Annotated in this window: 21 protein-coding genes and 2 pseudogenes; 8 read left to right on the top strand and 15 right to left on the bottom strand. The window is 71.4% G+C overall.

Annotation, left to right across the window (positions count from 1 at the left end; genetic code table 11):
- Positions 1-3: 3 nt before the first annotated feature.
- The 4 genes and pseudogenes from ACFYS8_RS32830 to ACFYS8_RS32815 form a co-directional block, all read right to left on the bottom strand.
- Positions 4-1,061 (bottom strand): annotated as a pseudogene (locus ACFYS8_RS32830) (JmjC domain-containing protein); the annotation flags it as partial.
- A gap of 76 nt (positions 1,062-1,137) precedes the next feature.
- Positions 1,138-1,296 carry a hypothetical protein gene (locus ACFYS8_RS32825; RefSeq protein ID WP_387648196.1) on the bottom strand — a complete coding sequence of 53 codons (159 nt, stop codon included), beginning with the start codon at positions 1,294-1,296 and terminating at the stop codon, positions 1,138-1,140.
- A 197-nt stretch (positions 1,297-1,493) separates the two neighbouring features.
- The gene (locus ACFYS8_RS32820; RefSeq protein WP_387648194.1) at positions 1,494-1,745 is read right to left on the bottom strand and encodes a hypothetical protein; all 252 of its coding nucleotides are present in this window, start codon (positions 1,743-1,745) and stop codon (positions 1,494-1,496) included.
- 22 nt (positions 1,746-1,767) lie between these two features.
- Positions 1,768-2,208, bottom strand: a complete 441-nt coding sequence (locus ACFYS8_RS32815) for a DUF1214 domain-containing protein (RefSeq protein WP_387648191.1) — start codon at positions 2,206-2,208, stop codon at positions 1,768-1,770.
- A 59-nt stretch (positions 2,209-2,267) separates the two neighbouring features.
- Between ACFYS8_RS32815 and ACFYS8_RS32810 the strand changes: the two genes are divergently transcribed.
- Both ACFYS8_RS32810 and ACFYS8_RS32805 read left to right on the top strand, forming a co-directional pair.
- Positions 2,268-2,954 (top strand): alpha/beta fold hydrolase, encoded by a 687-nt coding sequence (locus ACFYS8_RS32810; protein WP_387648188.1) that lies wholly within the window; start codon positions 2,268-2,270, stop codon positions 2,952-2,954.
- 491 nt (positions 2,955-3,445) lie between these two features.
- Positions 3,446-3,991 (top strand): annotated as a pseudogene (locus ACFYS8_RS32805) (class I SAM-dependent methyltransferase); the annotation flags it as partial.
- A gap of 140 nt (positions 3,992-4,131) precedes the next feature.
- On the opposite strand, the gene ACFYS8_RS32800 reads toward ACFYS8_RS32805, so the two are convergent.
- The 5 genes from ACFYS8_RS32800 to ACFYS8_RS32780 all read right to left on the bottom strand — a co-directional run bounded on the left by ACFYS8_RS32800 (position 4,132) and on the right by ACFYS8_RS32780 (position 9,364).
- On the bottom strand, positions 4,132-5,493 hold the full coding sequence (locus ACFYS8_RS32800) for a carotenoid oxygenase family protein (RefSeq protein ID WP_387648185.1): 1,362 nt from the start codon (positions 5,491-5,493) through the stop codon (positions 4,132-4,134).
- 66 nt (positions 5,494-5,559) lie between these two features.
- Positions 5,560-6,000 (bottom strand): SRPBCC family protein, encoded by a 441-nt coding sequence (locus tag ACFYS8_RS32795; protein WP_387648182.1) that lies wholly within the window; start codon positions 5,998-6,000, stop codon positions 5,560-5,562.
- Between the two features lie 55 nt (positions 6,001-6,055).
- Entirely contained in the window at positions 6,056-7,507 is a 1,452-nt protein-coding gene (locus ACFYS8_RS32790; protein WP_387648179.1) for a DHA2 family efflux MFS transporter permease subunit, read from the bottom strand.
- A gap of 114 nt (positions 7,508-7,621) precedes the next feature.
- Entirely contained in the window at positions 7,622-8,188 is a 567-nt protein-coding gene (locus ACFYS8_RS32785; RefSeq protein ID WP_387648176.1) for a TetR/AcrR family transcriptional regulator, read from the bottom strand.
- Positions 8,189-8,716: 528 nt separating this feature from the next.
- Positions 8,717-9,364, bottom strand: coding sequence for a restriction endonuclease (locus ACFYS8_RS32780; protein WP_387648173.1), 648 nt, complete (start codon positions 9,362-9,364; stop codon positions 8,717-8,719).
- Between the two features lie 212 nt (positions 9,365-9,576).
- Here ACFYS8_RS32780 and ACFYS8_RS32775 point away from each other — a divergent pair, with 212 nt between their 5' ends.
- Complete coding sequence (locus ACFYS8_RS32775; RefSeq protein WP_387648170.1) at positions 9,577-9,777, top strand: hypothetical protein; 201 nt, start codon at positions 9,577-9,579, stop codon at positions 9,775-9,777.
- A 294-nt stretch (positions 9,778-10,071) separates the two neighbouring features.
- Here ACFYS8_RS32775 and ACFYS8_RS32770 read toward each other — a convergent pair whose 3' ends face one another.
- A complete protein-coding gene (locus ACFYS8_RS32770) occupies positions 10,072-12,069 on the bottom strand; it encodes a hypothetical protein (protein ID WP_387648167.1) in 1,998 nt (665 codons plus the stop codon).
- Positions 12,066-12,482, bottom strand: a complete 417-nt coding sequence (locus ACFYS8_RS32765) for a hypothetical protein (protein WP_387648164.1) — start codon at positions 12,480-12,482, stop codon at positions 12,066-12,068. Before ACFYS8_RS32765 ends, ACFYS8_RS32770 begins: the two co-directional genes overlap by 4 nt.
- Positions 12,483-12,682: 200 nt before the next feature.
- Here ACFYS8_RS32765 and ACFYS8_RS32760 point away from each other — a divergent pair, with 200 nt between their 5' ends.
- Positions 12,683-13,273 carry a TetR/AcrR family transcriptional regulator gene (locus tag ACFYS8_RS32760; RefSeq protein WP_387648245.1) on the top strand — a complete coding sequence of 197 codons (591 nt, stop codon included), beginning with the start codon at positions 12,683-12,685 and terminating at the stop codon, positions 13,271-13,273.
- Between the two features lie 176 nt (positions 13,274-13,449).
- On the opposite strand, the gene ACFYS8_RS32755 is transcribed toward ACFYS8_RS32760, so the two are convergent.
- The 3 genes from ACFYS8_RS32755 to ACFYS8_RS32745 all read right to left on the bottom strand — a co-directional run bounded on the left by ACFYS8_RS32755 (position 13,450) and on the right by ACFYS8_RS32745 (position 15,200).
- Positions 13,450-13,704: a GntR family transcriptional regulator gene (locus ACFYS8_RS32755; protein WP_387648161.1), complete on the bottom strand. Its 255-nt coding sequence runs from the start codon at positions 13,702-13,704 to the stop codon at positions 13,450-13,452.
- 130 nt (positions 13,705-13,834) lie between these two features.
- Positions 13,835-14,098 (bottom strand): hypothetical protein, encoded by a 264-nt coding sequence (locus ACFYS8_RS32750; protein ID WP_387648158.1) that lies wholly within the window; start codon positions 14,096-14,098, stop codon positions 13,835-13,837.
- A gap of 343 nt (positions 14,099-14,441) precedes the next feature.
- Positions 14,442-15,200, bottom strand: a complete 759-nt coding sequence (locus ACFYS8_RS32745; RefSeq protein ID WP_387648155.1) for a MerR family transcriptional regulator — start codon at positions 15,198-15,200, stop codon at positions 14,442-14,444.
- A 213-nt stretch (positions 15,201-15,413) separates the two neighbouring features.
- Here ACFYS8_RS32745 and ACFYS8_RS32740 point away from each other — a divergent pair, with 213 nt between their 5' ends.
- From ACFYS8_RS32740 to ACFYS8_RS32730, 3 genes are all read left to right on the top strand, one after another.
- On the top strand, positions 15,414-15,803 hold the full coding sequence (locus ACFYS8_RS32740) for a transposase domain-containing protein (RefSeq protein WP_387648152.1): 390 nt from the start codon (positions 15,414-15,416) through the stop codon (positions 15,801-15,803).
- Between the two features lie 90 nt (positions 15,804-15,893).
- On the top strand, positions 15,894-17,576 hold the full coding sequence (locus ACFYS8_RS32735) for a molybdopterin cofactor-binding domain-containing protein (protein WP_387648242.1): 1,683 nt from the start codon (positions 15,894-15,896) through the stop codon (positions 17,574-17,576).
- Positions 17,573-17,881, top strand: coding sequence for a hypothetical protein (locus ACFYS8_RS32730; RefSeq protein WP_387648150.1), 309 nt, complete (start codon positions 17,573-17,575; stop codon positions 17,879-17,881). The genes ACFYS8_RS32735 and ACFYS8_RS32730 overlap by 4 nt, the downstream gene beginning before the upstream one ends.
- Here the strand turns inward: ACFYS8_RS32730 and ACFYS8_RS32725 are convergent.
- Entirely contained in the window at positions 17,842-18,504 is a 663-nt protein-coding gene (locus ACFYS8_RS32725) for a hydrolase (RefSeq protein WP_387648147.1), read from the bottom strand. The genes ACFYS8_RS32730 and ACFYS8_RS32725 overlap by 40 nt on opposite strands.
- A 539-nt stretch (positions 18,505-19,043) precedes the next feature.
- On the opposite strand from ACFYS8_RS32725, the gene ACFYS8_RS32720 reads away from it, so the two are divergent.
- Positions 19,044-19,763 carry a YoaK family protein gene (locus ACFYS8_RS32720; RefSeq protein WP_387648144.1) on the top strand — a complete coding sequence of 240 codons (720 nt, stop codon included), beginning with the start codon at positions 19,044-19,046 and terminating at the stop codon, positions 19,761-19,763.
- Positions 19,764-19,828 lie beyond the last annotated feature (65 nt).

Here is a 19,828-nt window from a genome sequence, read left to right as displayed (position 1 = left end):
CACCACCGGCCGCCCGCTGAGCAGCAGCCGCAGGGCGAGTTCTGCCTTGGCCGCGAAGACGAGACGCTGTCCGGCGGCGAGCACCTCCAGGTGCTGTCGGCCGAGTGGATCTCCGGACGGAAGTTCGTCGTGCACACCGCGGCGGTCAGCGGCCCGAAGACGTCCAGGTGCGGAACCTGCCGTGCAGGCCAGGCCGCGCGCTCGTAGGCGGTGAGCAACTCGGCGGGTGTCCGAAGGTCCACCAACTCCCGTGCGGCGGACCGCAGTCCGGTGTCGTCGGCACCCGGGGCGCGGGCGAGGTCGTGCCGGAACACCTCCTGCTCGCGGCACCAGTCGGCGAGCCAGGCCATCCAGCTGGCGTCGGTGCGCTTGGTGATGCCGAACGTGACGTGCAGCGAGTGCCCGCCGTCCCCGTGACTGGCGCGACCCGCCCAGTGTCAGTGCCCTCGCGGAATGTGCATCACGTCGCCGGCGCGCAGAACGCCGGACCACAGCACCTCCTCGCTCGGCGTGGAGTTGGGGTCGGAGTCCCGGTACATGGGTGCCACCCGGGACGGGCCGCGGACCTCCCAGCCCTTCTCGCCCGCCAGCTGGACCACCACAACGTCGTGGTCGTCTCAGTGCAACGGGAAGCCCTCCGCCTCACCGGTGGTCCAGTAGACGTTCACCTGGACCCGCTCCCCGCTCCACCACTGCAACGCCCGGCACGCCACCTCCAAGGTGGGGTCCGCGACGTTCGCCTGATCGAGGATCACCGTCGCGCCTTCCCGGAGCAGCCGCGCCAGCGCGTTCATGTTCACCATCGGGATGCTCTGGCCCCGGGGGCTGACGTTGTCGGTGAAGTAGACCGCCGGGTGAACCTCGACCTGCTTCTGGAACACCCGGAACTGCGGCCGGTACAGGCTGCGCCGCATCACCAGGTCGAGGAGCCGCTGCGGGGTGAGCAGCCGTTCCACGAGTCCGTCTTCGTCCGTGCGACCTCGCGCGAACCGGTGGCCGATCGGCTCCGGTCCCGTCCATCCGAGCGCCGTTTCGACGGCGTCGATCAGCTTGTGCTCCACGTGTACCTCCTCTGAATTCCGGTTGCCGGACCGGCCGGTGGCTCAGCGGCAGCCGCTGGGCCACCGGCCGGATTGATCACTCGCTCTCGTGCAGGTTGCCGTCGCCGCCGGGCCACGGGTCGTCGCCGCCCGAGCCGGCGTTGTCCGATCGGAGGTTGCCGTACCGGTCGTGCACGGCACTCAGTTCTTCTGCCACGAGCAGCAGCTCGTCGTTGGTCGTCGGATTGCCCGCCATCTCTCGCTCCTTCTTGGTCTCCGGTCTGCTGCCGGAGGCGATCGGGAAGCGGAGCCTCGCCCGCGTCAAGGCAGGGCATGCCTGAGCCGAACGCGGGACGGGCCGCGCGTTGGTTGCTCGTCATCACCCGGGTGTCACCGGCCGTCATATTTCTCCGCGAATGTGACGACCGGTCAGGACATCCCCCACACTGGCAACTACGTTCCCGCGCAGAGCAGTTCGACCTGACGGTGCGCATCGACGGTATCCGTACCGCCACGCTCCCGCCTGGCGAAGCCGGAAGCGCCGATCGACAAGGCCAGCCGATGCCGTTTCCGGCCATCGATGGTGCTCACCGCCGCATTTCGGTTGAAGTCGCTTGCCGTGCCGACGCTCCGGGAGCGCAGCGCCGACGCGGCCGGCTTCTCCTTCGGGACGACGCACGGCAGCGTCCGCCCCGTGGTGAACACCGGCCGCCGACGTCGGCCGCCGTTAGGGGCTTCGGCACCGCCCGTGCGTTCTCCTCGACTCGGGGACGTACAGGTGCAGGGTGAGGGTGAAGGCGCCGTCGGCGGCGAGGGGCAGCGACTTGGTCCGGTTGAGCGGGGCGCCCGGGTCCCGGGCCTGGATGAGTAGAACGGTGTCGCTGGTGTCGGGGTCCGTGCCGGGGGCGGTGGGGTGGCCGATCGAGTAGATGCCGGCGGAGTTGCCGATGAGGAAGCCGTCGGCGTCGTAGGCGGTCAGCGACTGCAACGCGTCGGCAGCGGGCGGGGTCTGACCGGTGGGGAAGGTGAGAGTGGGCGCGGCGTGGGTCGCGTGGTCATTGGCGGTCGGATAGACGGCGTCGGCCCCGGTTCCATGATGACCAGGCGGTCCGAACCCGTGGACGGAGGAGGCAATGGCCAGCGGTCGCGGTCGACTGCGAGGAGTCATAGCGTGACCACTCGGTGCAGCCGGATCTCGCGGCTCGACGACGACGAAATGAGGACCCCATGGCCAGCAGGGCCAGCATCGTCTTCGCCCACGGACTCTGGGCCGACGGGTCGTGCTTCAACAAGCTCATCCCCGCGCTCCAGGCCGAGGGGCACGCGGTCTCCAGTTCGCAGCACGGCCTCGACTCGCTCGAAAGCGACGTCGCGTGCGTCACCCGCTCCATCGACTACGTGCCCGGCCCGGTCGTGCTCGTCGGGCACTCGTACGGCGGGACTCTGATCACCAAGGCCGGCGTTCACGACCGCGTGGGCGCGCTGGTCTACATCGCCGCGCTTGGCCCGGACGAGGACGAGACCTCGCAGGAGCAGCAGAACAACTACCCCCGTACGCCCGTGTTCGATCACATCGACGTCTCCCACGGCCGGATCTGGCTCAAGGAGTCGGGCACCGGCGACTTCTGCGGCGATCTGCCGCCGGCCGAGCAGAAGCTCGTCCGGGCCGTGGGCGCCGTGCCGGTCCCCGACCTGTTCGACCAGCAGGTGCCCGGTACCGCCTGGCGCACCAAGCCGAGTTGGTGCATCGTCGCGAACAACGACCGGACGGTTCACCCGGAGCTGGAACGGGCCTCCGCCGAGCGCATGGGCGCCAAGGCCTACGACGTCGACAGCAGCCACGTGCCGATGCTCTCGAACCCGGACTTCGTCCTCGACGTCATCCGTGACGCCGCGAAGTCCCTCGAAGCGTAGGCGCCGGCCGACCGGACTCCGCCCGGGTCTGTTCCCGGGCGGCTCTCTCCTGGCGGCGCGGACGGTGGGTCACAGCGAGCCTCCACGGAGGTCTTCAAGCAGCAGATCAGTCAGGGCCAAGGTCTGGTCCGAGCTGGAGATGGCGCTCGCTCCGGCCGACCAGTTCAAGTAGGCCGTCCCGCAGACGTCCTTCATCCTCACGGTGCACAAGCTGAAGCGTCTCGCCACGAACGCGGCCGAGCTGATGACGCTCTCCGCCGACCTCCAGGCCGACAGTGTTCAGCTCGAGCCCCTTCACCGGACCACTCGTCCGGCGGGAAGCAGTTGCTCGGGATCACCCCACCGCCCGATCCGTGATCATCCTCGGCGCCAACGGCTGCGGTACGGCGGTTGACGCTACGCCGGTGATCAGGGGCCTCAGTGCGGCCGACCGGCCTGGCGCAGGGGTTTGGCGGGTCAGGTCAGCGTGTTGGAACTACCGGAGGGGGCCAATGCAGATCGGCGGCGGCAGCCACCAGTTGGACGGCTTCTTCAACATCGACCTGGTGGCGCCGGCCGACTTCCTCTCGGACGTGCGTGAAGGCATCCCGCTGCCGGACAACACCCTCGAACTGCTCTTCAACGAGCACTTCATGGTGCACATCGACCATCCGCGCTCCGCCAAGGGCTTCGCCCGCGAGAGCTTCCGGGTGCTTGCCTCCGGCGGGCAGATCATCACGGGAGTGCCGGATGCCGCCCACGTGCTCGGCCGCTACCCTGCCGCCCCGGTCGCCGCCGACGAGCTGATCGAGCGCTGGTACTCCCAGCGCAGCTGTCGCGACGACATCAACACCTACCTCGACCTGATCAACTACGTCTTCCGCGATCGGGACGACAACCCCACCTGCACGCCACACCTCTGGGCCTGCGATTTCGAGAAGCCGGCCCAGCTGTTCACCGAGGCCGGCTTCGCCACCGTGGAGCCCTGGACCTTCCACGCCTCGCTCGCCAACTCCAAGCGCGAGCGGGCGAGCGTCTACGTCATCGCCACCGAGTAGGAAATCGGCCCGAACCAGCGCGGTGGTCCGGGAGAACCGGACCACCGCCTCACCGGGAGGCGTCCGCAATGGGGTTGAGCCACACTCTGGCCGCCATGACAACGACGACCGGCTCCGCGTCCCCGGTGTGGTGCGGTGGCTCAGCCGCGGGGGGAGTCGAGGTCGCTGTCGGGGATCCAGGAGCCGTGGATGCCGCCGGTGACTCGGCGCGGGAGATGGACGGTGGCGATCCGATCGAGGCCGGAGGCGTCCAGGACCAGGAGCTGGGAGGCGTCCTGCTTGAGGTCGGAGACGACGGTGAGGAGGTAGCCGTCGTCCTCGCGGGTGGCGCCCGCGGCGGGGACGAAGACGGCCTCGCTGGGCAGCCGGGCGTCGCCGGCCTGGTGGACCAGGCGGCTGCCGGTGGTGCGGTCGTACTTGACGATGCCGTAGCCGCCGAAGCCCTCCTGGTCGGGGAAGGAGACCGCGTACTGGTAGCGGTGCTCGGCGCCGAGGAAGTCCTCGTTGAGGGTGGGGAACTCGACCGCGAGGTCGTCGACGACCTGCTCGTCGACGCGGCCGGTGGTCAGGTCGACGACCCAGCGCCGGGTGTAGGAGCGGGTGTTGGGTTCGGTGCCGCGCCCCGGCGCGCCGACCCACCAGTTCCAGGAGAGCTGGAAGCCCTCGCGGTCCACGGTCGGCCCTTCCAGGACGATGCGGCCCTGGGCGTCCTCGTAGGCGTTGGCGGCGTGCAGCATGTTGCCCGGCTCGATGGCGAACCACCGGATCTTCCCGGCGCCCTGAGGGCCGCGCGGCATGACGCCGATCCGGGCGGGCTGGGCGTCGTTCCAGCCGTAGGGGATGCCGGAGTGCTCGTTCGGGTCGAAGGTGACGGTGCCCTCGACGAAGACGACGTGGTTGCGGGTGATCGCGAAGTCGTGCTTGAGGGAGGCGGTGGCGCCCGGCACCTCGAAGCTGCGCGTGACCCGGCCCGTGGCGTCGGCGACGTAGTACATCAGGTAGGGCGGGAACGGGGAGGAGCCGAAGAAGTGCAGCTCGCCGGTGACCGGGTCGGTCTTCGGGTGGGCGGTCATCGCGCTGCGCAGCTTGCCGTCGAAGTCGTAGGCGCCGACTGTCTCCAGCTCCGGGGTGAGCTCGAAGGGGAAGTTGGCTTCGCACAGGGCGAGCAGGCGTCCGGCGTGCTCGATGACGTGGGTGCCGGCCGTGCTGGCGGTCAGATCGGGGCCGTGGTCGGTCAGGTAGGGGGCGCCGTCCAGGGCCGGGGTGTGCACCCAGCGGTTGCGGTACCACTCGGCCTCGCCGTCGCGCAGGCGGATGCCGTGGACCATGCCGCTGCCCTTGAACCAGTGGGTGGGGGTGACGCCGGGCTTGGGGTTGTGGCTGTTGCGGATCAGCCGGCCGGTCAGCTCCGGGGGCAGGTTGCCCTCGACGGTCAGGCCGACGGCGGTGACCTCGTCGGCGACGGGGGTGTAGTGGCCGGTCAGGTACGGCTTGTTGGACATGGCGGGGACCTCTCTGGTCGGTTCGAACGGTGAGCTGCGGAAGCCGGATCGGCGGTCGGGGTGGGGTCAGCGCTGCTGCTCGGCACGGGCCTTGAGACTCGCCAGCCAGGTGGTCAGGGAGTGCTCCAGCGCTCGGCCGAGCTCCTCGGCGGCGGCGTCGACGGGGGCGCCGCTCCAGGACTCCTCGGTGCGGACGGTGACCTGACCGCCGGTCTGCTCGAAGGTCCACACGTGGACGCCGTCGATGCCGTTGGCGGGGCCGCCCCACACCAGCCGCTCGCCGGGGACGATCTCTCGGACGGTGGAGGTGATGTACAGGCCGTGGGTCTTCCAGTGGAAGGAGCTGCCGGGCTGCAGCGGGCCGTCGAGCTCGGCCCGGTCGACGTCGGCGTTCCAGTCGGCCCAGGCGTCGATGTCGGTGTGCAGGGCCCAGACCGTCTCGATCGGGGCGTCGATCACGGTGGACAGGCGGACGATGACGGGGGCGGTCTCGTCGATGGTGAACATTTTGCGGTGATTCCTCTCGGGTGATCCGGTGATGGGTGTCGGGTCTGGCGGTGGGTCAGTTGGTGGGGACGGTGGTCGAGGCGGGGTCGGGTGCTTCCGCGGCGGGGGCGCCGCCGCGCCGCGTCAGACCTGCGGCGAGCAGGGCGGTGGCGGCCAGGACCGCGGCCGAGATGCCGAAGGCGGTGCGGTAGCCGGCGGTGAGCGCGTCCAGGTGGGGCTGGTGGGTCGCGGTGCGGGCCGTGGCGGTGCCGGCCAGGGTGGCCAGGACGGCCAGGCCGATCGCGCCGCCGACCTGGCGCGTGGTGTTGACCAGTCCTCCGGCCAGGCCGGAGTCCTGCCGGTCGACGCCTTCGACGGACAGCGCGGTCAGTTGGACGAAGGCGATGCTCAGGCCCAGGCCGATGAGGATGCTCGGACCGAGGACGTCGGCGAGGTAGCCGCCGCGGGCGCTGATCCGCGACAGCCACAGCAGGCCGGCTGCCTCGGTGAACAGCGCGGCGGTGACGGTGGCGGTGGCGCCGATGCGGCGAGAGACGTGCGGGGCCAGCGTGGAGCCGAGCATGTTGGCTGCGGCGAGCGGGAGTTGGCCGAGGCCGGTGAGGAGCGGGCTGGAGCCGAGGACCTGCTGCTGGTAGAGCGGTAGGAAGAAGAACAGGGCGATCCAGACCGAGCCGAGCAGGGCCATCAGCACGTTTCCGGCCGTGACGCGTCCGGCGCCGAACAGACGCGGGGGCAGGAGCGGGTTCGGGTGGCGGCGCTCGATCAGGACGAGCGCGACCGTCAGCACCGCGGCGACCGCGAAGGCGCCGAGGACCTGTGAGTCGGTCCAGCCGGAGCGGCGGGCCGTGGTCAGCCCCCAGACCAGGGCGGTCAGTGCGAGCGTGACGGCGGCGGTGCCGAGGACGTCGAACCTCCCGCTCTCCCGCACCGAAGTCCTCACGACGAAGGCGGCGGCCGCGGCGAGGACCAGGAACGCGCCGATCGCGACGGCGTGGAAGATCCACCGCCAGCCGAGCGCCTGGGTCAGCACCCCGCCGAGTAGTACTCCCGTCGCGCCGCCCGCGCCGGAGACCGCTCCCCACACGCCCAGCGCCCTCCCTCGTCCGGGGCCGGATGGGAACAGATCCATGACCAGAGCCAGGGCCGCAGGGGCGATGGCCGCAGCCCCGAGGCCCTGCACGGCGCGGGCCGCGATCAGGATGCCGGGGGAGGAGGCGACCCCCGCCGCCACCGAGGCCGCGCCGAACAACGTGAGGCCGCCCAGCAGGACCGTCCGCCGTCCCAGCAGGTCCGCGGCGCGGCCGCCGGCCAGGAGCAGCGCTCCGAACGCCAGGCCGTAGGCGTTGACCACCCAGGTCGTGCCGCTGTCCGACAGGCCGACGCCTGCGCGGATCTGCGGGAGGGCCACGTTCACGATCGAGGTGGCCAGCATGACGGTGAACTGAGCTCCTGCCAGGGCCGCGAGCGTGGGCCCGGGGCTTCTCGTGGTTCCGGAAGTACTGGACATCCCATCCTCCATGAGTGTTTAACCACTCACTCTCATGAGCCAAAAATATGAGTGATTAGCCACTCACTTTTGGAGCCAGGGAGACGGCGGGGCTTACCCCGCCGACCGTCCTGCTCAGTAGTGCGTGACGCCTGCCGCCAGCGTCCGCATCCAGGGCCCGTCCGCCTCGTCCGCGCCCATCGAGACGATCAGGTGGCACAGCATGCCGACGGCGAAGAACTGCTGGATCTGCTCGTCGCTACCTCCGGAGGCGCCGCGCACGTACTCCACCAGCCGCGCGTAGCCCCGGCGGACCACCTCGCGCACAGCTGGCTCCGAGACGGCGGCGGCCTGGGCGTGCAGTTGGATCAGCATCAGGTCGTTGTTGCTGATCAGCCGGGCATAGGCATCGCCCATGGCCTCCAGTACCGCCTCCGGCGAGCTGCCTGTGGCCTCGGCGGCCCCGCCCTCCAGACTTGCCCGCACCTGGACGAAGCAGTGCTCGACCACGGCCGCGAACAGCGACTCCTTGCTGGGGAACAGGCGGTAAACGTAGGCCTGGGAGATGCCGGCCGCCTTGGCGACCTCGGTCGTCGTGGTGCCCCAGTAGCCCCGCGCCGCGAAGGCGCCGATGGCGGTGCGCAGCACCGTCTCGCGGCGTTCCTCGGCGGTGGACAACTGGCGGGCTCGCTCCTTGCTCATGTGAGTATTCAACCACTCACACTTTTCGGAATCAACAGGCACACCCACGCGACCGGTGATGATTCCCGGGGTGGCTGCATTCGCGCCGGCTCGCGGCACGGGTGCCTGTGATCGATCGGGGCTCCGGCAATCACCCGGGGATGACGGGCCTTCTCCCGCGGCAGTGGACGCACGAGGTCTGCCCGGTCGCACTGGTGGAGGACCGGCTGCGGAGGTGCTTGGTCCATGGATCGTGCTCCGCACTGCGCCGGTGCGCATGTCGCGCGTGAAGCCCTTCACGAGCTCCACCGTGTCCGGGTCCAGCGGCAGGTACACCAGGACCGCGCGGTGTGCGGCGGACGGCCGGAAGAGCACCGACGCAACGTTCCGCAACCAGGCCGATCACTCACCGCAACCGACCGCAGAAGTTGGACCAGAACCACAACTCGTGACTAGAGCCAACGCACAGGCCGCCAAGGACTTCGCGCGCCCAGCATCCGGCACCGCCCCGGACGCCCTCCGGCCGCCTCCCGCCGTACTGAATACGGGTCAACTCCAAGGCGGTCGGCCGGTTCCTTCCGCCCACAGGGCCAGCGCCCGGCGGTCGACGGCGCGGATCCCGACCTGGGCGCAGAACGCGGCGGCGGCCTTGGTGAAGGTGCTGGTCGTGACGACCAGTGCGAGGTCGCAGCGGTGGACGTCGCGGTAGGTGCCGTTGACCTTCTGCACGTCCTGGGAGCCGACAAGCGTCTTCGGCCCGTACCGCTTGGCCTGGATGAGGATTCGCTGCCCGGCCGGGGTGGTCGCCAGGACGTCGGCGGCAAGGTCGCCGGCGCCGCCGACGACGGTGACCTCGGTGCAGCCGTCGCGCCGGCACAGCACCGCCAGCGCGTGCTCGAACTCCTTCGGCCCCATCGCCAGGAACGCCCCGACATGCCGCAGCTGCGCGACCTGCCCCTCGTGCTCCCGCCTCGACGCCGCCACCCGGCCGCGAACTACCAGCAGCGCGACGGTCCAAGCGACGCCCAGCAGGCCGAGCAGGAGCAGCAGATGGTGCAGGAGCCACCCCAGCGCGAGCAGCAGCAGGATGACCGCGGCGGTGGCCAGGCCGAAGACGACGACGATGCCGTCGTTGCGGGCCCGCGCGCGGCGCTTGGCGCTGCGGCGGCGTCGAACGGGCCTGCGGGTGCGGGCCACGACACTTCCCCCTCCGGGCCGGAATCCTGGCCGAGAGCGTAGGAGGCGGCGGCCGCTCGTCGCAGGCGGTCGGGTCCAACCGGCCGGATCGCGGCGGTCGGTGGCCGAACGGGCCGTGTTGCCCAAGGCCGAACTTTCCCGATCCCGCCCCGCGACCGCCACACTTCTGGCACTCTCACCCAGAGCATCCGAAGCATCACTTGGGGTAGGCAATGCAGTTCACCTTCAGCGCGATCGCGCTCCTCGGCGTCATCATCGTGCTGCGCCTGCGCAGGCCGACCCAGCCGCGCACCCGCTTCGACGAGAAGCTGAGCGCGGTGTACTGCGTGGTCTTCGGCGTCCTGATCGCCGCCACCCCGGCCGGCCAGGCCATCCTGCACTTCGTGGCCTCCCTCACCCAGAACATCCACTGACCGCGACCCTCGTTTCCGGTCCTCCACGCCCCGAGGCGGCGGCGGTCGGCGGGTTCTCCTCAACGGCATCGTCGCGTCCCTTGCCGCCGCCACCCGCTGATCCCGCGTCCGGCAGCAGACGGCGGACGCCGCCGCCAGGACCAAAACGCACCCGTGACACCTGGAGGAGAAGCGCACGTGCCGCCGATGCCGGACGGCGCGCAGCACCAGGTGGCGGGGATTTCGTCTCCGCCCCCGCTCTGCGCGCCGTCACGCCTCCTCTCCTGCGCGAAGCCCCGGGCGGGCGGGACGGGCTCACTCCTGGGGGCAGACCGGCAGGAGGGCCTTCAGAGTCTCACCGTCGCTCAGCACCACATCACCTGAGGCGAGTGCGGCGACGACGTCCGGGTGGGCGTTGTCAAGGCTGACGCTGCTGTTGGCGAGCCTGTTGCCGGCGCGTTCCTGGACGTCGGCCTGGTTGTTCAGGTCGTCGGCGCGTGCCTGGATCACCGACTTCACTTGGGAGTCGGTGGCCTCGGCGGCTGCCGCGCTCAGGGCTCTGGCAGATGTGCGGTAGTACGCGGCCAGGTCCTGCGGGGTGCGCACGTTGTCTGACTGATGGGACGCGGCGCGGTAAGCGGTGGAACAACCCGCCGGGATGCTGGGGCCGCTGGTCGCGACGACGGCCACCGTCGTCGCGCCGCCGGCCACCGCGATCGCTGTCACCGCCGCAACGGCCGGTTTGGCCTGCGCGAGCTGCAACAGCTTGCGTCCGATCCGGGCGACGTGCCGGCCGATCTGCCCGGCGGAGGCCGACTGCCCCGCGCCGGTCACTGCCGTCACGGCGGCTTGCCCGGCACTGGAGGTGAGGAAGGCCAGGGCGGCGGCTGCCGCGATTGCGTCGCCGTTCAGGAGCTTGCGGGTCTGTTCGCCGGTCCGCAGGTAGAAGTCGACGTCCTCGGTCAGCCCGGCCTGGGAGGCGGCCATCTGCCCGACGGCGTACAGCTGGAGCGCCGCGCGACGGTGGCCGGCACGGAGGGCGAGCGGGATGGTGGCGCGCGCGAACCGGGACGCCTGAGCCCGCTTGCCGGCCGCGTCGAGCCCGTTTGCGACGGCCAGCAGCAGTTGCGGGTCGGGCAACGGCAGCGCAGGGCCTGGGACCGTGGCGTTGGCCAGCAGAGCGAGGATTCCCTCGGCGGCGGTGGCCGACGGCACGGGCGGCCACCGCTGCGACTGTACGGCGGCGAGCGCGTCGGCGGTGATCCGGTACTCGGCTCCGTCGCCGTGGAGGGTGACGAGGCGGCGGTCGTACAGTTCCGGGCCGCAGGACGTGGCGTGCGGATGGCCGGTCACGGCCGCGAACCAGGCGGCGTGCAGGGGCACTCCGAAGGTGGCGAGCGCGACCAGGACCTGGCGGGCAGGTTCGCTCAGTGCCACCGCCAGGATTTCGGCCTGCTGCTGGGGGCTGACCTGCCCGGGGTCGACCGGGCCGGGGCCGTCGAAGGGCGCTTCGCCCGTCCGGGCCCGCCATTCGTCGGAGGTGCGGATGAACGCGGCGTACTGGAGCAGGCGCTGCGGCCGGCCCTCGGACATCCGGTACGCCTGCTCGAACTGGATGTTCTGCAAACCCACCGGGCCGAGCGGGAGCCCGAGTTCGGCGCTGAGCAGTTCAGCGGCGGGGCCCGGGGCAAGGGGCTGGACATGGTGGACGGCCTCGGGGTCGTTCGACAGGGTGCGGTACGGCGAGGTGAACAGGAAGGTGCAGCCGGGGAAGGTCTGCTGCAGTCGGGCGAGGTCCGCGCCGGTCAACGCGCAGTCGATGATGGTGAAATGGGCGTCGACGTCGGCGACGGCGGCGCGCAGCAGCTCCTCATCGACGCCGCGCAGGAACTCCTTGCCGAAGATCCGTCGCGCCAGGCGGTCGTAGACGGCAGCGAGGGTGTCGGCCGGGCCGGCCTGCGGCAGCAACACGGCGCCGCGCAGGCCGTGCGCGCCCAGGCAACCGTTCGCCTCCAGGGCGATCGCCTGTTTGCCGACGCCCGACAGGCCGTGCAGCTGCACGCTCCGGCCGCTGCGGAGCTGGTCGGTAACCCTCCCGACCAGCGCCTCCCGGCCGAACAGCGTGCGCCGCAACGGGGGCTTCAGTACGTCGAGTTGCCGGACGGGCAGCTCCAGAAGACTCGGCGTGCCCGCGAAGCGGTTGTCGATGTAGACGACGTTGGTGGCGTAGTCGCCGGAGCTGATAACGCCCAGGTTGTCTCCGTGGTTGACGATGGACCGGTGACCGGGCCGGCTCCCCTCGCGCTCGCTCATCGGCGCTGGACGTTCAGGGCGCTGTCGCCGGTGGAGACGATCCCGCTGACCGAGCCGCCCACCGCAATGCTCCGCTCGCCCGATGCCTGCACAGTCGCGTCGGCGGCCGGCAGCAGCGCCGCCAGTTCACGGGCGAGCTCGGGGTCCTCGGTCAGCAGACGGCGCAGCTGGCGGCGCAGCACCGCGACCGTGTCGGGGTCCTCGGCGGCTTCCGCGAGGTCGGTCACGGCGTCCACCACGGACTCGGGCCGCGGGTTGCGGCTCAGGATCCGGTTCAGCAGCCGATGACCGAGCCGCACGGTCGCATCCGCGGCTTCGTCCTCCGCCCTGGTCAGTATTCCCGCGCCGTAGACGCCTGCCGCGGCACTCACGGCGGGTACGACCTGACCGAGCAGCGCATCCATGTCCAGCATCGCTCCCCCAAAGGCGGAGGCTCCTCCGGCCTGCCGCGGCTCGGCGTCACCCCCGCCGGGGCGGGTAGGCGCCGGCCGGGCACAGGAGGCAGCCGACCAGAGTCACCACAAATGTGGTAACCCACCTGTGGTACCACGATCGGGGTAGTGTGGGCAACAGGGCAACAGGGCAACAGGGCAATGAGGACAGGGAACTGATGATGAATCACGAACGCCGCGATCGACTGGGCGACGCCGCCATCGAAGTTCTGGCGGCGTCAGGCGGACGCGGCTTGACGCACCGGGCCGTCGACGCGGCCGCGCAACTCCCGCAGGGCACGGCGAAGAACTACTTCCCCTCCCGCGAGGCCCTACTGCGCGCCGTTGCCGAGCGGTGCGCGCAGCAGTACCGGGCCGTCGCCGAGCAACTGGCCGCCTCCGGGCCGCCCGCCGACCGCAAGGCCCTGACCGCGGTCCTGCGCGGACTGCTGGAAAACGTCGCGGGACCGGGGCGCCCGCGCATCGTCGCCTACCTGGAACTGCAGATCGAGGCAGCGCGCCAGCCCTGGCTGGCGGCCATCGTCGCCGACATCGCCGCCGCCGACATCGCCGGCCTCGAAGCAGTCCAGCGCACGGCCGGCCTTCCCGTCACCCCGGACACGGCGGCGGCCGTTACCCTCGCCCTCCACGGCGCACTCCTCCACCTGGTAGCCCGCGGCCCCGCCACCACGGCCACCACCCGCGCCGGACTCGACGACCCCGACCAATTCGTCCGCACCCTCCTCGACACCGTCTACCCCCCGCCGCAGTGACCCGGCGCGGCCACGTCATTCACTGCCTCCGGCCCTTGCAAACGCGCCGCCCGATCGAGCGGCCTCCGACGGGACCCGGTTGATGGGTTCCGCAACCGACGCACGGACCGATGTCGGCGGGCAGCGCCTCGGTGAGCCGCTTGGAACGGCCGCAAACGGCGTCCTCCTTGGGCCCGTCAACGGTCCGCGAAGCGGGTTCGGCCGCCGGCCGGTCCGGTGAGCAGTTGCTCGTCCTTCAGCAGTCTGATGGCGCTGGAGATGGTGGTGTGACTGACGCTGTACGCGGCCGCGAGCTCGCTGCCGCCGGGAAGAGGTTTGCCGGGTTGCCACCGGCCGCTCTCGATTTCGGCGCGCAGCGCAACCGGGAGGGGCAGGGTGCGGCCCTTTCGCGGTCCGGGGAGGCCGACGGTGGCGGTGGTCGTGGTGTCCATGGTGGGCTCCGGTTCGCTTCGGTCCCGGCCGGCGAGGGGCGTGAGGCTGCGGACTACGCTGATGGCCGGGCCCCTCACGTCGACGAGCATGAGGGGCCCGGCCATCTTCGGGGCCGGTGCTGATGCGGGATCAGGGTCCGGCGATCACCCAGGTGACGAACACGGCCTGCATGGAGTCGTGGACTCGGTGGACGAGGCTGATGCGGGCGGTGTAGTCGTCGACCTCGGGGTCGGTGCCGCCGGGCACCGGGATGCCGAGCCGCGGGTAGAGCGCGAGGCGTTCGACCAGCTTCTCGACGGCGTCCAGTTCGTCGGGGCGCAACTGAGCGAGGGCGGCTTCGACGGCGTCGGAGAGAGACGTGCAGCGGCTCGCGCGGTGCGGTCGGCTGGTCATCGGTCACCGGTCGCCGCCAGCGGCACGCACCCGGGGTGAAGACGTCACCGGCCGGGCTCCAGTGCAACTCCAACGAGGTACAGGTCGATCGGGTGTTGACGGCCTGGGGACGCCAAGCGGTGCTCGTCTGCCCTGAGGCCTCCACGGGCCGGGCGGCAAGGTGGGCATCCGCTTGGCGTCCCCGGGCCGTCAACACCCGTCTCCGTGTGGTGGTGTCCGCGAAGGCGCCGGGCGCCGCCGCTCTACAGCTAGGCAGTGTCCTGGCGATCACGGGCGGAGCCGGATGATGAGCGTGGCTGCGGTGACGGTTCCGATGGGAAGTGGAGGAGCGGCCCGGGCCGGGTCAGGCCAAGTGGGTGGTGGCGTAGTACTCGATCGCGGTGTGCTGGTACTCGGCCAGGCCGGGAGTGACGGCCTCGTAGGCGGCGCGCCAGGACGGGTTCTGGACGCAGCCGAGGCCCATGGCGCGGAACTCGTCGGGCGTGACGGGGTGCAGTTCGGCGAGCGAGCGGTACTGGGCGTCGATCTCGGCCTGGACGGAGTCGGCAGAGGCCGGGGTGCCGGCCGCCAGCAGCTCCGCGAGGCGGATCATCCCGGCCGTTCGCTCGCGCTGGCCCGCCCGGAGCTCGGCGGCGTCCATCGTTGCGCTGCGGCGGTCGGTCGCCTCGGCGAGCTCGGGGAAGTTCTGGAGGCCGTCCTCGTACTGGTCGGGCTGGACGCCCTCGAAGAGGTTCTCCGGGCGGTTGATGGTCATGGGCTGGCCGTCCTTTCGGGATCGTTCCAGGTCGGCGAGGGTTCGGGCGACGGTGGCGGCCAGGGTGTCCAGCCGGTCCCGTTCGGCGAGGAGACGGCGGTGGTGGCCGCGCAGGGCCTCCACCTCGTCCACCTGCTCGGAGAGGATCCGGCCGATCTCCGGGAGGCCGACGCCGAGGGCCCGCAGCACCAGGATCTGTTGCAGCGTCAGGAGTTGCGTCTCCCCGTAGTGCCGGTGCCCGTTGGCGGCGATCCGGGCCGGCGGCAGCAGGCCGATCTCGTCGTAGTGCCGCAGCGTCCGGGCGGTCACGCCCGACAGCCGGGCCACCTCCGCGATCGACAGGTCCATCGTCCTCGTTCCGTGCCTTCGTCTCGCCGGGCCGGTCGTTCCGGCCTTGCTGACGACCGTAGAAGCTGCCGCAGCGTCAACCGCAAGCCCGGCTAGCCGCAACGCCGTTCAGTTAGGCGGGGGAGTTGTTGGTCAAGCCGGTGAACAAGGCAGCGGAGCTGCTGTAGAAGAGGTCTGTCACTCCAAGACATCCTCACCACAGGAGCTCCGCTGTTGGAACAGGCTGCCATATCAAGGACTTTCGGGGTAGCGGCAGGGGTGTTCGCGCCAGGTCACATCGGTGAGCTGACGCGGATCGTGCCATTCGAGATGGTCGACGAGGTGCTGACGCAGACCGGCGCGGTGCAGCGCAGGGTCCGGCTGGTACCGGCGCGGGTCACGGTGTACCTGCTGCTGGCCGCGGCGCTCTTCACCGGGTTGGGCTACCAGCAGGTGTTCGACCGGCTGTGCGCCGGGCTGACGGGCCCAGCCCTGGTCCGGCCCAGCGGCAGCGCTCTTCGTCAGGCCCGTCAGCGGCTGGAGCCGGCACCGATGAAAGCGCTGTTCGACCTGGTGAGGGCCCTGCGGCCACCATCGCTGCCGCCGGGCGGTGGCAGGGGCTGAGAGTCGTCGCGGTCGACGGCACCCTGCTGTCGGTCCCGGACTGCCCGGCCAACCTCGCGGTATTCGCTCGCCAGCGGCTCCGCAAACGGGATCTCGGGCTACCCGCAACTGCGCCTGGCCGCGCTGGTCGCCTGCGGGACCCGGTCGGTGATCGGGGCTGTCTTCGGTCCGGCCACCACCGGCGAGCTGGAGTACGCCCGCCGCCTGGCAGCGGACCTGCGGGCGGGGATGCTGCTGCTGGGTGACCGGAACTTCGCCTCCGCCGCACTGCTGAACCACCTGGCCGCCACCGGCGCCGACCTGCTGGTGCGCTGCGAGTCGATGACGGCCGCCACCCGGGGCCGGGGGCAGGACCAGCGGGCGCGGCTCGCCGCCGATGCCGACGGACGGCTGTTCGCCTACGAGTTGGAGGTCGAAGCCGACGTGGGGGCCTATCCCCACCTCGGCGCCGGGCTGCCGATGCAGACCGCCTGGATGGCCACCGGCCCGTACGCGACCCCGCAGGTGCACGCGACCGTCCGTTCGGTGCTGACCAACACCATGGTGACGTACCCGTACCGCGGTGCCGGCCGGCCGGAGGCGGCGATCGCGCTGGAGCGGGCCATGGACCAGCTGGCTCGTGAACTTGACATCGACCCGGCCGAATTGCGGCGGCGCAACTTCATCCCGCCGCACCGGTTCCCGTACCGGACGCCCACCGGCCGGTGCTACGACAGCGGGAACTACGTTGCCGCGCTGGACCTGGCGCTGGAAACCCTGGACTACCCCGGGTGGCGGGCCGAGCAGGCCCGGCGCCGAACGGATCCCAACGCGCTGCCGCTGGGCATCGGCCTGTCCTGCTACGTCGAACGCTCCGGCAGGGAACCCGGCGGACTGCACGAGTTCGGCGGCGTCGAGGCCGCGGCGGACGGCACAGTCGTCGTCCGGTGCGGCGCGGCCTGCGCCGGCCAGGGGTGCGAGACGGTCTTCCCCGCGCTGGTGGCCGAGGCCCTGGGCGTGGACGCGAGCCGGGTCCGGCTGGTCGAGGGGGACACCGGCGAGCAGCCCGAGGGCCTGGGCTCCTTCGCCAGCCGATCCGCCCAGGTGGCCGGCGCGATGCTGCGGCACACCTCGCGGCTGCTGGTCGCCGAGGCGCGGGAGCGGGCCGCGCGGCTGTGGGACGTTCCGTCCGAGGCCGTGGGCTGGTCCGACGGCGCCGCACAGCTCGGCCCGAGCGGCTCGCAGGCGATCGGACTGGCCGAGCTGGTGCGGGCCACCGGGCCGCTGCGGGTGGACGACCGGTTCGAGACCGGCATGGCCTTTCCCTTCGGTACCCACGCGGTGGTGGCCGAGGTCGATCCGGAGCTGGGTACCGTACGACTGCTGCGGGTGGTGGCCGTGGACGACTGCGGAGTGCAGCTCAACCCGGTGATCGTGCGCGGGCAGGCCTTCGGGTCGGCGGTACAGGGCATCGGCCAGGCCCTGTACGAGGGGATCCCCTACCGGGACGACGGCGTACCCCTGTTGGCCTCCGGGCTGCTGGACTACCTGCTGCCGACCTTCACCGAAGTGCCGTCCATCGAGGTCAGGGACACCTGCACCCCGGGCCCTGGCACGCCACTGGGCGCCAAGGGGGCGGGTGAGTCGGGCTGCATCGGCACTCCGGCCGCGGTCGTCAACGCCGTGGTCGACGCGCTGCGGATCGCCGACCCCGACCTGTTGCAGATGCCGCTCACCCCGGATGTGGTGTGGCGGGCGGCCCGTGCCCCGAAGCTCACGGAGGCGCCCCGATGAAGCCCGCCTCCTTCGACTACGCCGCACCGCGCACGGTGCCCGAGGCCGTCGAACTGCTCGGCTCCGCGGACGGGACGGCCCAGGTGCTCGCCGGCGGGCAGAGCCTGACCGCGGAACTCCGCGGTGCCACCCGCCAGTCCGCTGCCGCCAAGGCGGAAGCTGACCTTCTGGACGCCGTGGCCCGCGACCAGCAGGCCTGCGACCACCCGCAGCAGGAGAAAGCCCGTGTTCATGATGGACTCCGGTCGAGTTCGGTCGCGGCCCGTCAGCCGGCGGCGTGCGGGCTGACCATGGCCTGGGCGTAGACGACACCCATGCCGTAGGCGCCGCCGTGCTCCTTGACCAGGTCCGTCACTGCGACGTAGGTCTCGGTCCGGGCCCAGTCGCGCTGGAGCTCCAGCAGCACCTGCACCCAGGTGACGGGCACGGCGCCGGCCGCGGTCATCCGCTGCAGGGCGTGCTCGTGCGCCTGCGGGCTCACACCGCCGGAGGCGTCCGCGACCACGTACACCTCGTAGCCCTGATGCAGCGCCGACAGCGCCGGCAGGACCAGGCAGACCTCGGTCCACAGGCCGGAGAGGATGATCTTGCTGCGGCCGGTCGCCTTGACCGCCTCGACCAGCGCCGCGTCCTCCCAGGCGTTCATGCTGGTCCGGTCGATCAACTTCTGCTCGGGGAAGACCGCCCGCAACTGCGGGAGGATCGGCCCGGAGAAGGACTCCGCCGCCACGGTGGAGAGCACCACCGGCACGTCGAATATCTTCGCGGCCTTCGCCAGGCCGACGGTCGAGTTGATGATGGCGGTGCGGTCGCCGCTGCCGGTGCCGAAGAACATCTGCGGCTGGTGGTCGACGAACAGCATCATCGCGTTGTCCGGAGTGAGCAGATCGGGGCTCGGGGCGGCGTGGACCGTGTCGAAGTCGACCATGATTCTTCTCTTCTCTCGGAACGTCAGGGAGTCGATGAAGCGCCGGGCCCCGTCGGACCGGCGGGGCGGCACGCTGGACGACGCTAGGGCGCTTCGCACGGCATGGCTGCCCGCTCCGTGCCCCGGGACTGTTCCGGCACTGCACCGACCGCGGGCCTCGGGGGGTTTGCCGAGGGGGAGCCGTGCGCTGAGAGGCAATCGGCGATGCACTGCGAAGGCACTGCGGACGCGGCCGGCCGCCTAGGTTCGCCGGGTCGTCCCACCGGACTGCCCGAGAGAGGAACCCCGTTGTCCGCCATGCCCGTTGCCGGAGTCCGCCCCGGCGCTCCCGAGGAGCCCGCCGACCTCGTCGTGCGCAACGCCAAGGTGCACACCAACGACCCGCGCCGCCCCCGGGCCAGTGCCGTGGCCGTCCGGGACGGACTGGTCCAGGCGGTCGGCCTGGCGCGCGGCCCGCGGTCTCGCCCTCCCGGGGCAGGGCGCGGCGCCGCTGGACCCGTGCTTCTTCTGACGATGCGACAACTCGGAGAGGAGGCGTCATGACCACGCCCGCAGGTGATCCCCGCACCGCCCCGCCACAGGTTCCCGGACCACAGGTTCCCGGACCACAGGTTCACGACCGTCATCCGCTGGCGCTGGCCCTGTTCGCCCTCACCGCGGTCAGCGGCCTGATCGACGCGGTGAGCTACCTCGGCCTCGGCCATGTCTTCACCGCGAACATGACCGGCAACGTCGTCGTCATCGCCTTCGCCCTGGCCGGAGCACCCGGCTTCTCCGTCGCAGGCTCGCTGACCTCCCTCGTCGCCTTCCTCGCCGGCGCGGTCCTGGCCGGCCGCCTCGCGGGGCGGTACGCCACTACGCGGCGCGGCCGGTGGCTGCGCGCGGCCCTGGTCCTGGAGGTCTCGCTGCACGGCGCGGCCGCAGCCGTCGCCTTCGCCCGGGGCGTCGACGGGGCCGCGCAGTACACCGTGATCGCCCTGGTGGCGGTGGCGATGGGCATCCGCAACGGCACCGTGCGCGCCCTCGCCGTCCCCGACCTCACCACCACCGTCCTCACCCTCACCCTGACCGGCCTCGCCGCCGACTCCCGCCTTGCCGGTGGCACCGCGCCGCGCCAGCGCCGCAGGGTCCTCGCCGTCGCCACCATGCTGGCGGGCGCCCTGCCGGGTGCGGTCCTGGTGCTGCACGGCCAGATCGCCTGGGCCCTGGTGGCCAGCGCGGTGCTGGCCGGCGCCACCGTCCTGCTCAACCGGGAGTGAGACGGCACCACTTCGCTCGGCTCCCCACCCGCGCTGCGTCCCTTCCGGAGACCTCATGCCCTCAA

It is taken from the genome of Kitasatospora sp. NPDC004615, from assembly GCF_042873545.1.
Classification (GTDB): domain Bacteria; phylum Actinomycetota; class Actinomycetes; order Streptomycetales; family Streptomycetaceae; genus Kitasatospora.
This window is presented reverse-complemented; position numbering and strand designations above follow the sequence as displayed.